General features: G+C 49.6%; 15 protein-coding genes and 7 pseudogenes. 12 read left to right on the plus strand and 10 right to left on the minus strand.

Features of this window, described 5'->3' with window-relative positions; all coding sequences use genetic code 11:
* The first annotated feature begins 67 nt into the window (after window positions 1-67).
* Together GVK32_RS29450 and GVK32_RS27575 are read left to right on the plus strand one after the other, a co-directional pair.
* On the plus strand, window positions 68-376 hold the full coding sequence (locus GVK32_RS29450; RefSeq protein ID WP_255429653.1) for a transposase: 309 nt from the start codon (window positions 68-70) through the stop codon (window positions 374-376).
* A 3-nt stretch (window positions 377-379) separates the two neighbouring features.
* Window positions 380-1,018 carry an IS3 family transposase gene (locus GVK32_RS27575; RefSeq protein ID WP_255429654.1) on the plus strand — a complete coding sequence of 213 codons (639 nt, stop codon included), beginning with the start codon at window positions 380-382 and terminating at the stop codon, window positions 1,016-1,018.
* A gap of 30 nt (window positions 1,019-1,048) precedes the next feature.
* Here the strand turns inward: GVK32_RS27575 and GVK32_RS27580 are convergent.
* Window positions 1,049-2,562 (minus strand): IS3 family transposase gene (locus tag GVK32_RS27580; protein ID WP_159873983.1). Its coding sequence is split into 2 segments (ribosomal slippage): window positions 1,049-2,109 and window positions 2,109-2,562, totalling 1,515 coding nucleotides; the frame shifts between segments, so codons are not numbered across the junction.
* Between the two features lie 66 nt (window positions 2,563-2,628).
* On the opposite strand from GVK32_RS27580, the pseudogene GVK32_RS27585 reads away from it, so the two are divergent.
* From GVK32_RS27585 to GVK32_RS27605, 5 genes and pseudogenes are all read left to right on the plus strand, one after another.
* A pseudogene (locus tag GVK32_RS27585) lies at window positions 2,629-2,859 on the plus strand (IS3 family transposase); the annotation flags it as partial.
* 844 nt (window positions 2,860-3,703) lie between these two features.
* Window positions 3,704-4,210, plus strand: a complete 507-nt coding sequence (locus GVK32_RS27590; protein ID WP_159873985.1) for a spore coat U domain-containing protein — start codon at window positions 3,704-3,706, stop codon at window positions 4,208-4,210.
* An 18-nt stretch (window positions 4,211-4,228) separates the two neighbouring features.
* Complete coding sequence (locus GVK32_RS27595; protein ID WP_159873987.1) at window positions 4,229-4,942, plus strand: molecular chaperone; 714 nt, start codon at window positions 4,229-4,231, stop codon at window positions 4,940-4,942.
* On the plus strand, window positions 4,902-7,259 hold the full coding sequence (locus tag GVK32_RS27600; protein ID WP_159873989.1) for a fimbria/pilus outer membrane usher protein: 2,358 nt from the start codon (window positions 4,902-4,904) through the stop codon (window positions 7,257-7,259). Before GVK32_RS27595 ends, GVK32_RS27600 begins: the two co-directional genes overlap by 41 nt.
* Window positions 7,250-8,200, plus strand: a complete 951-nt coding sequence (locus GVK32_RS27605) for a spore coat U domain-containing protein (RefSeq protein ID WP_159873991.1) — start codon at window positions 7,250-7,252, stop codon at window positions 8,198-8,200. Before GVK32_RS27600 ends, GVK32_RS27605 begins: the two co-directional genes overlap by 10 nt.
* Before the next feature lie 218 nt (window positions 8,201-8,418).
* On the opposite strand, the pseudogene GVK32_RS27610 reads toward GVK32_RS27605, so the two are convergent.
* The 3 pseudogenes from GVK32_RS27610 to GVK32_RS27620 all read right to left on the minus strand — a co-directional run.
* Window positions 8,419-8,553: pseudogene (locus GVK32_RS27610) on the minus strand (integrase core domain-containing protein); the annotation flags it as partial.
* Window positions 8,554-8,605: 52 nt separating this feature from the next.
* Window positions 8,606-8,785: pseudogene (locus GVK32_RS27615) on the minus strand (transposase domain-containing protein); the annotation flags it as partial.
* A 31-nt stretch (window positions 8,786-8,816) separates the two neighbouring features.
* Window positions 8,817-9,005: pseudogene (locus GVK32_RS27620) on the minus strand (transposase domain-containing protein); the annotation flags it as partial.
* A gap of 11 nt (window positions 9,006-9,016) precedes the next feature.
* Between GVK32_RS27620 and GVK32_RS27625 the strand changes: the two are divergent.
* Window positions 9,017-9,286, plus strand: a complete 270-nt coding sequence (locus tag GVK32_RS27625) for a pyocin (protein ID WP_159873993.1) — start codon at window positions 9,017-9,019, stop codon at window positions 9,284-9,286.
* Window positions 9,283-9,555, plus strand: a complete 273-nt coding sequence (locus GVK32_RS27630) for a hypothetical protein (protein WP_159873995.1) — start codon at window positions 9,283-9,285, stop codon at window positions 9,553-9,555. Before GVK32_RS27625 ends, GVK32_RS27630 begins: the two co-directional genes overlap by 4 nt.
* A 162-nt stretch (window positions 9,556-9,717) precedes the next feature.
* On the opposite strand, the pseudogene GVK32_RS27635 reads toward GVK32_RS27630, so the two are convergent.
* A pseudogene (locus tag GVK32_RS27635) lies at window positions 9,718-9,918 on the minus strand (helix-turn-helix domain-containing protein); the annotation flags it as partial.
* On the opposite strand from GVK32_RS27635, the pseudogene GVK32_RS27640 reads away from it, so the two are divergent.
* A pseudogene (locus GVK32_RS27640) lies at window positions 9,906-10,376 on the plus strand (tyrosine-type recombinase/integrase); the annotation flags it as partial. The pseudogenes GVK32_RS27635 and GVK32_RS27640 overlap by 13 nt on opposite strands.
* A 119-nt stretch (window positions 10,377-10,495) precedes the next feature.
* Here the strand turns inward: GVK32_RS27640 and GVK32_RS27645 are convergent.
* The 4 genes and pseudogenes from GVK32_RS27645 to GVK32_RS27660 all read right to left on the minus strand — a co-directional run.
* A pseudogene (locus tag GVK32_RS27645) lies at window positions 10,496-10,666 on the minus strand (NADP-dependent isocitrate dehydrogenase); the annotation flags it as partial.
* A 268-nt stretch (window positions 10,667-10,934) separates the two neighbouring features.
* The gene (locus tag GVK32_RS27650; protein WP_159873999.1) at window positions 10,935-11,564 is read right to left on the minus strand and encodes a hypothetical protein; all 630 of its coding nucleotides are present in this window, start codon (window positions 11,562-11,564) and stop codon (window positions 10,935-10,937) included.
* Window positions 11,565-11,601: 37 nt separating this feature from the next.
* Entirely contained in the window at window positions 11,602-12,867 is a 1,266-nt protein-coding gene (locus GVK32_RS27655; RefSeq protein ID WP_159874001.1) for a Y-family DNA polymerase, read from the minus strand.
* A gap of 1 nt (window position 12,868) precedes the next feature.
* The gene (locus GVK32_RS27660; RefSeq protein ID WP_159874003.1) at window positions 12,869-13,288 is read right to left on the minus strand and encodes a translesion error-prone DNA polymerase V autoproteolytic subunit; all 420 of its coding nucleotides are present in this window, start codon (window positions 13,286-13,288) and stop codon (window positions 12,869-12,871) included.
* A 78-nt stretch (window positions 13,289-13,366) separates the two neighbouring features.
* Between GVK32_RS27660 and GVK32_RS27665 the strand changes: the two genes are divergently transcribed.
* Together GVK32_RS27665 and GVK32_RS27670 are read left to right on the plus strand one after the other, a co-directional pair.
* Window positions 13,367-13,609, plus strand: coding sequence for a DinI family protein (locus GVK32_RS27665; protein ID WP_064411098.1), 243 nt, complete (start codon window positions 13,367-13,369; stop codon window positions 13,607-13,609).
* Window positions 13,609-13,851 carry a hypothetical protein gene (locus tag GVK32_RS27670; protein WP_031592310.1) on the plus strand — a complete coding sequence of 81 codons (243 nt, stop codon included), beginning with the start codon at window positions 13,609-13,611 and terminating at the stop codon, window positions 13,849-13,851. Before GVK32_RS27665 ends, GVK32_RS27670 begins: the two co-directional genes overlap by 1 nt.
* A gap of 129 nt (window positions 13,852-13,980) precedes the next feature.
* Here the strand turns inward: GVK32_RS27670 and GVK32_RS27675 are convergent, their stop codons facing one another.
* The gene (locus GVK32_RS27675; protein ID WP_159874005.1) at window positions 13,981-14,529 is read right to left on the minus strand and encodes a recombinase family protein; all 549 of its coding nucleotides are present in this window, start codon (window positions 14,527-14,529) and stop codon (window positions 13,981-13,983) included.
* Window positions 14,530-14,699: the final 170 nt, after the last annotated feature.

The raw sequence follows: 14,699 nt of genomic DNA on the forward strand, positions 1-14,699 counted from the left end.
AATGACGCCGGATATATGACAGCGAACCGTATCAAATCAGTATTTGCATAACACTGGGCGTCCATATATGACTCACATGACAAAACCCGCATCAACCATCAAAAAGATCCGCAAGCAGCACTCACCTGAATTCCGTCAGGAAGCCCTTAAACTGGCTGAGCGCATTGGTGTTGCCGCTGCCGCCCGCGAGCTCAGCCTGGATGAATCGCTGCTTTATAACTGGCGCAGTAAACAGCAGCAACAGCTCTCATCCTCTGAGCGTGAAAATGAACTCGCTGCTGAAAATGCCCGTCTCAAACGCCAGCTGGCGGAACAGGCTGAGGAGCTGGCTATCCTCCAAAAGGCCGCGACATACTTCGCGAAGCGCCTGAAGTGAAGTATGTCTTTATTGAAAAACATCAGGCTGAGTTCAGTATCAAAGCCATGTGTCGCGTACTCCGGGGTGGCCCGCAGTGGCCGGTATGCACGGTGCCAGCGGCGGGCGAGGCTAAACTCACGCCAGCAGTTCCGTCTGGGTTGTGATAACGCCGTGTACGAGGCTTTTCACCGGGCAAAACGGCGCTACGGCGCACCGCGCCTGACCGATGAACTGCATGCTCAGGGTTACCGCTTCAACGTGAAAACGGTGGCAGCCAGCCTGCGTCGTCAGGCGCTACGGGCGAAAGCGTCACGGAAGTTCAGCCCGGTCAGTTACCGCGAGCATGGCCTGCCGGTATCGGAGAACCTGCTGAAGCAGGATTTTTACGCCAGTGGTCCAAACCAGAAATGGTCAGGTGACATCACCGACTTACGTACTGATGAAGGCTGGCTATATCTGGCTGTCGTCATCGCTCTGTGGTCACGTGCTGTTATCGGCTGGTCAATGTCATCGCGGATGACTGCACAGCTGGCCTGCGATGCGCTACAGATGGCGTTGTGGCGACGTAAGCGCCCGGAAAATGTCATCGTTCACACAGATCGTGGTGGGCAGTACTGCTCAGCGGATTATCAGGCGCTACTGAAGCGGCATAACCGGTAAGTGTCAATGAAGTTGTCACCCCAGGTCGATTTATGCGGCCTGTTTTTCCCGCTCTCGGTTGAGCGTCACGCTTTCCTGCCGTTGCCAGTTCCTTGTCTGCCGTGACCAGCGTCCGGGGTTCGCTGCTTTTGCTGCCTGATACACCTCGTGCCGGTGCGCCAACAACGCCTTGTCCTCACCTGTATGCCGCTCCAGCGGCGTCACATAACCGATCCCACTGTGCCGGTGCTCTTCGTTATACCAATGGGTAAACTTATCTACCCAGCGCCGCGCTTCTTCCTGCGTTTTGAAGCCTGAAGAGGGCCACTGAGGAACATATTTCAACGTGCGGAACAACGACTCCACATACGCATTATCATTGCTCACACGAGGTCGACTGTGTGAAGACGAGATATTCAGTTCTGCCAGCTTCACCTGCAGGGTCTGCGACTTCATCGCTGCACCATTATCCGCGTGCAGCACCAGTGGCTGACGGTAACAGCGCTCCCGCAGGACCGTGCGTTGCATCAGGGCTGCCGCCAGCTCACCACTCTCGGTTTCGTGGACTTCTGCTCCAACGATTTTACGGCTGAACACATCCTCCACCAGGTACAGATAATACCAGCGACCCCGTACCACCGAAGGTAGCCAGGTGATGTCCCAGGTCCACACCTGATAGGGTTCGGAGGCCGTGAACGTGGTCGGCGCTTTTACCCGTGTCGCCTTCATCTGGCGACCACGCTGATGCACTTCCCCATAGCGCCGCAACACCCGATAAAAGCTCGATTCGCTCGCCAGATAAATGCCTTTATCTGCCAGTCGCGGCACGATTTGGGACGGTGGCAGGCTGGCATATTCCGGCTGATGGCAGATAGCCCGTATCTGCTGCACTTCTTCCTCACTCAGGCGGTTTGCAGGTATCGGGCGTATCGCTGTCGCTCTTCGGTCTTCCGGGAATTTTTGCCAGCGCCTCCAGGTTCGTACGCTGAGCTCAACTTCGCGGCAGGCCACTGCCCGGCGCGCACCGCCTGCGATGGTCTCATTTATCCACTGAATAAGTTGCTGACGTGCATCCCCCGGGGTCAGTCGTCCTCGTCCGTTTCCCCGTAGTAGTCCCTGAGCTTTTTTCGCAGTACCAGTATCGCTGCCGCCTCTGCCAGGGCCTTTTCCTTACGGAGCAACTCTTTTTTCAGTTGTTTGTTTTCTTTCTGGCTTTGCCTGAGGGCTGCTTTATCATCACCGGAAGTCACCTGTAAAAAAGCCTGTTTCCACTGGATTAGCTGGACGGGGTAGAGTCCCTTTTTACGGCAGTATTCGGCGATTTCCGCTTCACTCAACGTAGCGGTTTCGACGATAACCGCCAGTCGCGCTTCGGCGGGCCACTGTTCACTGTTTTTCTCTGCACCGGGCACCGGTTTTCCCTCTGTTTTAGCCTGATTACGCCAGTTGTAGAGGGTAGCTTCCGATATCCCTTCCATCTGTGCAACAGCCACGACGGTCATGTTGTAGGGAGGCAGCAGTTTTGCCAGCGTGCTGGCTTTACGCTCCGGGGAAATACGTTTCATTTGTCACTCCGTTGCCCTCTGTATTCATTTTTAGAAGGGGGTGACAACTATGCTGACACTGAGGGTAACCTGCGCGGTAGCATGAGTGCAAAGGGTTGTTGTTACGATAATGCCTGTGCGGAAAGCTTCTTCCACTTACTGAAAGTCGAATACATCCACGGCGAACAATTTATCAGCCGGGAAATGATGCGGACGACGGTGTTTAATTATATCGAGTGTGATTACAATCGCTGGCACCGCCATAGTGCCTGTGGCGGCCTCAGTCCGGAACAGTTTGAAAACCAGAACCTCGCTTAGGGCTGTGTCCACATTACGTGGGTAGGATCAATATTATCCCTGACGGTTGAACTCACAGCCATAAACAGACGCTAAATTGCAGATCGACGTCAATGCAAAAGTGATTTACCCATGTCTTTTTTAGTGACTCTCACTTTTCCTTCCGATTCTAATTATTCGCTATGTCGATTTCGCATGGCTCCGAAAATAAATTTCATCATTCGTCTATAGTTACAATGCTGGTTACTTTCTAATACCTGAAGGGGCGAATTTAACTTGGAAGAGGATGTGTCCTCGATGAATAAAAGTTCGTCACTGTTGATGGAGGTTAGTTACCTGTATTGTTTTCGCTCAAATAGCTCTATTAGAAAGGAAAAATCGGATGATGACCCGACAAAAGTCACCACACAGGTAGGTGTATCCTTATCCCATTTTAAATATGACAATCCTACTTACACCAAATAAAACCACATGTCGAAAGTGTTTTCTTATTAGTCTGAATAATTATATCCATATTACATTGATTAATAAGTTAATTGCTCGCAAATCACTCCTAATACATAAGAAAAAAATATAGAACTTTGTTTCTTTATGCGCCCAAAAAAAAGTATGTTATATCATATCACTTCCAGCCATAAAAAAATTTGCAGATAGTATGGAAATGTCATGATTTTGTGTAATATATTATTTCTGAGAGCAGGCATCTTTCATCACTTGTGCTCTCTTTGTGAGTGCATGGAGGGTGGTTTTGTCTTTCATCAGATATAAAAGTATGGTTTCTGGTTAAAAGTAGGCACTATTTTTATAAGGTTTATTCGTTCTTTTAGACAAACACCTTTTTACTTAACTATGCCAAGAGGTCGATATGATTCGTAAAAGCAAAGTTGTCTTTGCGTTAGGTTCGGCTGGAATGTTAATCAGCAGTTTGGTCAATGCAGCGACCACCGCCACTGCTAATCTTGATGTGACTCTGAGAGTTGAAGCTTCTTGTGTGCTGGCTGTCGATCCCCTGGATTTCGGTACTCATGCCATTGGTGATGCCGGCATTGCCGAGCAGACTTCTGCCACCGTGACCTGTACCGCAGGTACGCCGTATATTCTGACGTCAGACAGTACCCACACCTATCAAATGACCAACGCATCCGGCACGGCTGGGACTAATACTATTGACTACACTCTGTATCTGGATAATGCCGGCACTGAACCGCTTGCGGAGGCATTACCTGATGATACCCAGGTCGCGGCATCTTCTGATACCGGTACCGGTGCGGCGCAGGTGATTCCGATTTACGGCAAAGTGAATAACGCTTTCCTCAGTGATGTTGCGGCTGGCACCTATACCGATACCGTCACCCTACAAGTTACCTACTAATTTCTAATGGCTAAGCATATGAAACATTCTGTTTTTTCTTCAGTTGCTGTTGTCATTGGCGGGTCATTGAGTTTCTGTTCATATGCTGCTAGCTTGCAGATGTATCCCATCACTGTGAATTTTTGCGACGGTGAAACGGCGCGACCGATATATATCAAAAATACCGGAAATGCGCCGATCGGCACCCAGATGCGCCTGTATCAATGGCAACAAAAAGAGGGTAAGGACGTCCTGACACCGACTCAAACGGTGATCAGCAGCCCGCCCATAGCCGCTATCCCGGCCGGAAAACAGCAGCTGGTACGCATTATTGCACCTGCAGGGATCCAGGGGAAAGAGCAGACCTATCGACTCATCGTGGATGAACTCCCGGACAGTAAGAACAACAATGCCGGAAGCCAGGTTAAATTTCTGCTGCGTTATTCCGTTCCGGTATTTTTTTCCTGTCAGGATTCCAGGGTCAATCTGAATAACATTCGTGCCACCCTTGACACTCATGGAGCAGCGCCTCGCCTCATCATCAAAAATAACGATACGCATCATATAAAACTAAGCAATGTTTCCCTGGTTTCTGCAGGGAAAAGTGTCGCCATTAACAAGGGCCTGATGGGATATGTCTTACCTGGAAGCGAAATGTCGTGGTTCCTGCCTAAAGGTATGAACGCAGGGACGTCTTTATCCGTGACCATTAATGACAATGAGAAAAATAAAACGATTAGCCTTACAAATTAATGTTTGCCTGTCTGTTTTGTTCTTTACTACTCACGCCTGGGGAGATACGCCGACAGATGATGGCTTACTCTATCTGGCGGTAAGTATTAATGGCTCACCGACGACAGGGTTATCACAGGTTAAAAAACAAGGAGACCATTTCAGTCTGCTGGCGTCTGACGCGCAAAAATTAAATATCCGCACTGACGATCTGCCGGTGTCAGGAAAATATATTGAACTTGCTCCGAAGAAAGGATTCAGCTTTCGCTATGACGATTTAAACCAGGCGCTGTTGATTACCGCGGACAGCGCTCGTCTGACGGGCAGTCAAAAATTAACGGCCAGGCAAGAGGCGCAGTTTATTCATGAAGGTCAACTTTCACCGCCAGTCAGCGGTGTCGCGGTCAATTATAATTTATTTGCCAGCCACAGTTCAGACAGCCAATATTTAACCGCCTATACGGAACTGCGAACCTTTGGCCTCGGCCCGGGCCATTTTTCAAGTTCATTCAACAGCCGCTTTTCTGACCAGAGCTATCCTGGGGAAAATACCGGTACCACGCGCTTAATGACCAACTGGAACTGGGAGGACATCGATAAACTTCTCACACTAACCGTCGGTGATAATTACACCGGTCGCCAGTCGTGGACCAGTAGCGTCCGTTTTGGTGGACTGAGTCTGGCCAGGAGCTACAGCTTACAACCGGGCGTCAATACTTCCACACGGGATATCTTGACCGACAGCGTCACCATGCCCTCTACCGTGGACCTGTACATTCAGGGGATTAAAACCTCCTCTCAACAGGTTACGCCCGGACAGTTTACCCTGAATACCGCACCGATTCTCTCCGGGAGCGGGAGCGCCCAGGTGGTGATAACCGATATCAATGGTCAGCAGCGTACCGTGGATTTAGCCCTGTACGGCACCAACCGTTTACTGACCCAGGGCCTGAACACCTGGGGCCTGAATGCCGGCTGGGTCCGCAAAGATTATAGCTATCGCTCATTCAGCTACGATTCCGAATTTGTGGGCGTCGGCGACTGGCGCTACGGCGCGACCAATCAACTGACGCTGGAATCCCATACCGAACAGGGCGCAAATCTGAATAACCTGGGGGCTGGCGCCAACTATTTATTATCGCCGGCGCTGGGCCTTGTGCACCTGGATCTCTCATGGGGACGTTATCGTGATGATAATGGCCTGCAGTGGGGCACCGGTTGGCAGTGGAATAACCGCTATTTTAACGTCGCCCTCAACCATACCCAGCGCAACGATACTTTCCGCGATATCACAGCGCTGGCAGACAGCACGTTGCCAACCCGGCAGGACAGCGCGTTTGTCAGTTGGGCGCTGTCACAGTTCGGCACGCTTGGTGCCAGCTGGATTAATCAACGTTACCCCGGCATTGAGACGCAGTACGTGGGCATCTCCTGGTCAAAATCGTTTTCTGAACGGGTCTTGCTGTCGACCAGCTTTACGCAATCGCTTGAGGACGAACGCGACCAGACGTTTTATGTCAACGTCACGATCCCGCTTTTCAGTAACCGGGATTATCTGACCCTGCAGCACAACCATGATACCAACGGCAGTAACGAGCAAATAAGCTTAAGCCGTAGTCTGGAGTCAAACCGACCGGGGTGGGGCTGGAATGCTTCTGCCCGCGGTGGTCAAAATGACAGCCAGCACGCCAGCATTCAACGGCGTAACAACTGGAGCGATATGGATCTCGGTATCAATAATTACAGCAATGAGACCGACTATTACGCATCGATGTCTGGCTCCGTCGGGTTATTTATGGGCAATCTGTATGCTACCCGTTATCTTGGCGACGCGTTCTTGCTGGTTGATACCGATGGTGTGGCTGATATACCGGTGCGTCTCGAGCATCGTGTGGTGGGTAAAACGGATCAAAACGGGCGGTTATTCCTGACCAACCTCCTGCCGTATCAGAAAAACAGTGTTGATATCGATATCCTCAATCTTCCTGCCGACTATCGGGCACCTTATACCAGCCAGGTGGCGATCCCGCGTCGCAGCGGCGGGGCGCTGTCAGCATTCGCAGTCTACCAGACCACATCGCTGTTGCTGGTCGCCCAGGATCCACAGGGACAGCCGATCCCGTTTTCCGCGCACGTCGTGGTGCAAAACCATGAGGCACGAACACCTGACCGAGGAACCACCGACACTCTGGTGGGTTATGACGGCAATATTTATTTGGAAGATCCCCCACGGGGCGGGCAAGCGATAGTGCGTTGGGATAACGGACAATGTACGATTCACTTGCCTGATGCCGTTGCCAGCCAGACGATAATCAGGAGGAATGTCGTATGCGAATAGTACGTTATGGTTTGCTGGTCTGCCTGGGGCTGTTTATATTGTTACGTTTCAGTCCCCAGGCCCAGGCGGCGGAATGCTGGCCGCTGAGCCCGGCACAATTTAGTTTTGGTACGGTAACTGCCGGAGAAGCGGCACAAACTAACCTCGACCTGGAGTATCAGTGTAATAACTATGACTCGACACCTAAATATGTACGACTGTGCATGAATCTGACCAGTACCGACATTCCTGAGATGAATACCAACCCACCAAATACCCCGTTGAACTATATTATTTACTCAGCGGATGACCTGAGTACGGGGATCGGAACCAACAGTGGTGTCTATGCTGAACGAAATCTATATCTGGGCGCCGGGCAAACCAATTACACCTTCCACTTTAATCTGGTGGCGAAAATACCCGCCGGGCAAACCGGTCTGCAGGCAGGAGATTACTACGACTATGATACCCCGGCGACTATTAAGTACACCGATAGCCAGGAGCTCAATACGCTGCCGTCATGCCCGGCGATGACCGGTACGGTTATATCATCCAGCTTCGAGTCTATGGGGACAGTGAAAAACGGCTGTGAACTGGTGAGCGTCAACCCACTCGATTTTGGCAGCAAAAGCCCGGCGGCGAATAACCAGTTGAGTGCTGATGCCACAGCAAATGTGACCGTCCGCTGTCCGGTGAATACCACGTTTACAGTTGCATTGGGGATGGGAATGAATAGCGACGGCAGCAGCAGACGGGTCTGTCAGGGGGCAAGTTGCGTAAACTACAGTCTGTATCAGGATGCCGGACATAATACGCCATGGAACGACAGCGACAGTATCCAGACCCAAATTTCTGCCACCGGCACTGACCAGGCGTTAACCGTGTATGGCGACATTCCGCCGCAGAACTGGCCGGTTGCAGGAACATATACAGACACCGTTGTTGTCACATTAAGCTATTAACCCTAGCCCAAACAGACTTTTACGCTACTGAACTAAAGATTGAGCACTTAATAGTAAGCCCACATGGATGTAGGCTTACCTTTTTGTATTATATTCCTGGACCAGGGAGGACAGGAAACCATCAGCCGACTTAAAAGTTATGTATTTTTTCTTCCAGTGCAGACACTCGCACCTCCAGCTCCTTGTTATGTGCCAGTGCCAGTGTAAGCACACCCGTTTTAGTTCCACGCACTTTTTGAGATTTCCGTGTTTCCGGCCATCAGCCTGTATTCTTCCGGCGTCAGGTTATTCAGGGATTCATGAGGCCGCTCACTGTTATATTCAGCCAGCCAGCGCTCTGTGATTTCCCGTAAGCGTCCAGCGAGAACCGTATTGACGGGGATGTGTTATTCAGTTGGCAGTGAGTTAGCTGACCCGGTTGACTGGCCAGTCAGCTATGACGTCAAGCACATGACGGAGGTACCTTTCTGGATCCACTCCATTCAGTTTGCATGTACCGATCAGGCTGTACAGCAACGCTCCACGCTCACCACCGTGGTCCGAGCCGAAGAACAGCCAGTTTTTTCTCCCCAGACTGACCATCCGCGTAAGCGTTAAGTGAGCGCCGTATTGACGGCTATTTATTGGTGAGAGCTACATTCCATGGCAGGAGTTCGGCCACTTTGTTCGACGGCCACTCCGGTAGCACGCTCAGGATATGGCGAAGGTAAGCTTCCGGATCGATGCCATTCAGTCTGCATGTACCGATCAGACCGTACAGTAGTGCACCACGCTCGCCACCGTGATCGCTCCCGAAGAAGAGATGCCAATAAGGTAATGATTGACAGGTTGGAGAAAATACTGAATGGACAACTGAAAGCTACTGATATCGATAAAAGATTTTACACGCATGAAATAAGAGAACTGGAGCGTTACCGGAATCTTAGTGTTAAAGATGGGACTCTTCCACCGAATGAGGCTGAGGTATGGAATAATACCCACACAGCTACTCTTGAAGACTATAAATTAGGTAACAGTGAGACTCTTTTATATATATCAGATGCCCTGAAAGCAGCTGAAGAACAGGAACTGAGGGAGTTGGAATGATTAATTTTGAACAATTGGTTGCAGGAGAAAGTACTGCTGATGTTATTCTCTTCCTGGTAAGAAATAAGAAAGGTTTTGGTTACCCTCAAATGGACCGTTTTTTTAGTCGTTACAAGTTTTCAGTAATCGAAAATGGTGAGTTTATGAGGACATTTGAACAGTTGCGCCAAAACAGAATAGTTGAATGGGGTGAAAAAATGCTGGTTAAAAAAGGGCCTAACTGGAAAGAACCCAAGTTTGTGGCTGAAAAGAAATACGGTATTGAATAATTTTACCATGTGAAGGAGAGCCAGCGGATTTCTGCTGGCTCTCCTTGTTTTTTGCGGCCTCCCTGCCGTTGATAAAACAGGGCTTGCCGATTTAGCCCTGGTTAACAGCTACCGCTGGCGCAGAAAAAGTGGATGGTAAATCATACGACGGATGAATCTTTATTATTTTTCCGCAGGGAAATATTTGTAGATCGTCTTTACCCCTACCCCGATCACGTCGGCCACCTGCTGCCGGGTAGCGCCATTCTCCAGCATTCGGCGCGCACGATCGACAACCCCCGGTGTCATCACTCGCCGGCGCCCGCCAATACGCCCCTGCTCTCTCGCCGCGGCTAAACCTGCCCGCGTTCGCTCCACTAACAGGACAGAGACTGGGGGATATTTCCCGAATGAAATTTTCAGATATCTGGGATGAACATCTTCACATCGAGCAGGAGAAAACCGGTAGCAAGATAGCCATTCCTCTGTCATTGCGATGCAACGCGATAAACTGGAGCCTTCGAGACGTAATAGGCCGTTGCCGGGATTATGCGGTTAGTCCATTTTTGGTGCATTTTTTCAGAACAACATCTCAGGCAGAACGTGGCGCTCAGGTTAAAGCCAGAACGCTGACGATGAATTTTAGCAAGGCAAGGGATTGTGCAAATATCGACTGGGGTGAAGGTACGCCGGCAACGTTCCATGAGCAAAGATCACTTTCCGAACGCCTTTATAAGGCACGGGGTATAAACACAAAAGATTTACTGGGGCATAAGACTCAACAACAAACGGACAGATACCATGATGACCGTGGGAAAGGATGGACCAAGGTGGCTATTTGAGGTTTTTGTGGCGGGGGTTTTGATAACTTGTTTTGATAATGTTTTGATAACCCTTCGAAAGCTAATAATAAAAAACGGGAACTGTTAAGCTCCCGTTATTATTTAACCCAGAGGCTGGATTACATGTTCGCGATAATCGCGTCGCCAAACTCGCTACATTTCAGCAGCTTAGCGTCTTCCATCAGACGTTCAAAGTCATAGGTCACGGTCTTAGCGGCGATTGCGCCTTCGGTGCCTTTAACGATCAGGTCTGCGGCTTCGAACCACTGCAGGTGGCGCAGCAGTATTTCCTCAATATTCATATAACCAATTGTTTTTATTATTTATTATCTGGATTTAAAGCTTCATTCTTACCCTAATCACCATTTTTCAAACCATTGATTTAGCTAATGCTATTCTTCGTTTTGGGGAATGGATTTTGCACTTTGTCAGCGGACCATTTTATCTGGCATCCTGTATGATGTCTTATTTGCAACGTGAATAATAATGGTTATAAATTAACTAATAGAATTAATAAAAATTTATCAAAAGTGTATTTAACCTAGAGGATTAATATAACTATATTCTTTTTCTCTCTTCGTACTTATCATAATAATACTTCATTTTTTTAAGAATCACTGGTTCTAACTTACAGTAATGCAAGCCAATTTCTGTCTGAATTGCAATCTTGCACTCTTTAAATTTCAAATTCTCATCTTGACTTAAGCGTTCAAATATATGCCACCAATTATTACCGGAATCGAATGAAATAGAAAAATTTATGCACTCCCCCTTTCTGTTCAAAACCTTTGGGAAGATACCAGCATCTAATATATGATTAACACGAATGCCTGGTGTGATTTTATCCAAAAACAATGATACCCCTTTTACTTTTGCATAATTATTGTTCATATTCATAACGTTAACTCTCGCTCTATAGGAATCTCCTATTGTGTCTTTTTTGAAAGATAGAACTTTTACTGAGATTTTTTCTAACTCTTTCTCCATAGCCTGCCGAGCTAGTATAAGAGATACTAACACTGCGGATAATGTGGCGACTCCCGATACCCAACCACCGATCATGGACCAGAATGCAACAAGTGATGAATAATCCTTACTTGCCCAATCCCAGCGCATCCCTCCGACAAAAAAACCGATTACAAACATTAAAAGACCAAATACAAATAAAATAAATATTTTTATAATCATATTCACCTTACGTTTTTGCGTTTTTTTAAGATTATAATCACTGCACAATTAAAAGGTCAGCATACCTTGTTGTGTATCGTGGTGAAAGCATTTCCCTTCTCATCTGCCAGTCGGCCTGTATCCCCTGCCCTGCAAAGTACAACGCCCCTCTCCCATTTTTGGCATTGAGATGATCCAGGACCTCCATTAACTTTTCGCTGTTCTGCCGCGGAGCGTTGTCATCGAACAGGTTTAATTGGGCGACGCCCTGGCTGTAGAAGTCACCAAGCATCACGCCGGCTTTCTGATACCTATGCCCATCTTTCCAGACAGCATCCAGGCACCTGGTCGCCGCGGCGATTATATCCCGGCTGTCCTGGGTCGGGGTCAGCAGCTTGACCGATGCGCTGTTGCCGTAATACGGCTCGTTCAGCGCAAACGGGCTCGTTTTGACAAATGCGGAGATAAACCGGCAATACTGGTGCTCACCACGAAGTTTCTCAGCTGCGCGCGAAGCGTAACTGCATATCGCCTGCCTCATCTCATGGTATTCCGTGATACGCCCACCGAACGACCGACTGCAGACAATTTCCTGTTTTACCGGCGCGAACTCCTCCAGACCGAGGCAAGGTTCCCCGCGTAGCTCCCGCACGGTTCGCTCCAGCACCACATTAAAATGCTTCCTGATAAAACGGATATCAGTATCAGCCAGCTGCAGCACGGTTTTGATGCCCATAGCTTCCAGCTTTTTACTGATGCGGCGCCCGACTCCCCAAACCTCATCAATTGGCAGTGCGGCCATCAACTTACGTTGTTTGTCGATATTTGACAGGTCAACCACCCCGCCGGTTTGCCGCTGCCACCTCTTTGCCGCATGATTAGCCAGCTTCGCGAGTGTTTTTGTTTGGGCGATTCCCACACCTACGGTTAGGTGTGTCCTGCGTAACACTGTCTCACGTATCTCCCGGCCAAAATCGGTAAGGTCCCGGCAGTTACGAACGCCGGTGAGATCACAAAAGGCTTCATCGATACTGTAAATTTCGCACCGCGGTGAAAGCTCTTCTAACGTTGTCATCACCCGGTTCGACATGTCCGCATAAAGCTCGTAATTACTGCTGAAGCAGATCACGCCCTGCCGGCGGAACTGATCTTTTTGTTTAAAGTACGGCTCTCCCATCTTCACGAACGGCTTTGCTTCCGCAGAGCGCGCAATCACACAACCGTCGTTATTCGACAGGACGACCACCGGCCGCCCTTTCAAGTCGGGCCGAAACACGGTCTCGCAGCTCGCATAAAATGAGTTCACATCACAGAGCGCGAACATCTCAGCCCGCCGCTTTAATTATGTAGGTAACGACGCCAAAAATATCGAGCGTGTCTTCACTCCCGACGACGATCGGGGAATAAGCGCTGTTCATAGGGTTAAGCTGAACTGTCGGTCGCAGCTGCAATTTTTTAACGGTGAAATCCCCCTCGACAGAAGCAATCACGATATCGCCATGCTCAGCCTTACGCGAGCTATCGACGACCAGGAGATCGCCCTCACTGATACCGCCCTCGATCATGCTGTCTCCGGCGGCCTTAACGAAATATGTAGCGCTGGGGTGATTAATCAACAACTCGTTGAGATCAATTCGCTGTTCAACATAATCCTGAGCCGGGCTGGGAAATCCGCACTGCACCGGGTCACTGAATAGCGGTATCAATAGGACCTCTCGGAGCTCAGTTGGTGTGTAAAACTTCATAACGCACTTCCTCATGTTGACACTGTTCATGCATACAGTATATATACTGTAATTATATCCAGTAAAGAGGAGTGCGAAATGTTTGTGGAACTGATTTACGACAAGAGAAACTTTGAGGGGATGGCCGGTGCAAGGGAGACAATTACGGCTGAATTAACTAAGCGAGTCCACAGGATTTTTCCCGATGCCGAGGTCCGTGTAAAGCCGATGATGACTTTGCCGGCGATCAATACCGATGCCAGTAAGCACGAAAAAGAGCAAATCAGCCGGGTTGTCCAGGAGATGTTTGAAGAGGCGGATATGTGGATGATGGAGGAGTGATGGAAATTGCGAATGTGATTGTCTCCGGGGTACGGATCTACCTCCCTCCAGATAACGTTTTGCCCAAGCCCTCAACGGATATGCTGACTTTTGCCGTTGTTAAGGATCCAGGACTTATCTCTGACTACCTGCTTATGGTGCACAGGAATGGACGCTGGGAACTGGCCACGCCAAATTTTTACAAAGAAACTGAACAGGCCATCATGGCAGCGGTGAAAATCGGTGAAAAAGTTTGGCAGTAGTTTCCACATTTAAGAGCTTTCCGGGCTACGTCAGTAAACGAAGCGCGAGTAAAATATCAAAGGCTGTTCACTGCCTATGCAGCCTTGATCACCTACGCACTCTTGCATACGGCGCGCAGGTGATCATCCTTATCCCGCAGGGAAATACTTGTAAATGGTCTTCACACCCACGCCGATCACGTCCGCGACCTGCTGCCGGGTGGCGCCATTATCCAGCATTCGTCCCGCCCGCTCGACAACCTCCAGGGTCATCACCCGCCGGCGGCCGCCAACTCTCCCCTGCTCCCTGGCCGCGGCTAAACCTGCCCGCGTGCGCTCCACAATCAGCTCTCGTTCCATTTCCGCCAGCGCGCTCATGACGTGAAAGAAAAAGCGGCCGGCGGCCGTGCTGGTATCGATCGAGTCAGTCAGGCTTCGAAAGTTAACCCCACGCGCCTGCAGCTCTGACACCAACGTGATCAAATCCCGCACGCTGCGCCCCAACCTATCCAGTTTCCAGACCACCAGCACATCACCCGGCTTTAGCTGCCGCAGCGCGCGCCTTAGCCCAGGCCGCCGGGCATTCTTTCCGCTCGCCGTATCCTCGTAAATCAGCTCACATTCTGCGCGAATCAGCGCATTTTTCTGTAAATCGAGGTTTTGATCCCCGGTTGATACCCGAGCATAGCCAATCAGCATTATGTAACCCTTTGAAATAGCTGATTGTAAAAAGCCATGAACATTCGCACAAACCCTCGTTTGCGCGAACGCTATTTTTTGGAGCAAAAAACATGTCCTATGTTCCACCCGTGGGAGAGACCACCGATCCCGATATTTTTATGGATAACGTCAAGCGCGCCGACCGGTTA

Origin of the sequence: Klebsiella sp. 18074 (genome assembly GCF_902705905.1) — a bacterium.
GTDB classification, from domain to species: Bacteria; Pseudomonadota; Gammaproteobacteria; order Enterobacterales; family Enterobacteriaceae; genus Klebsiella; species Klebsiella terrigena.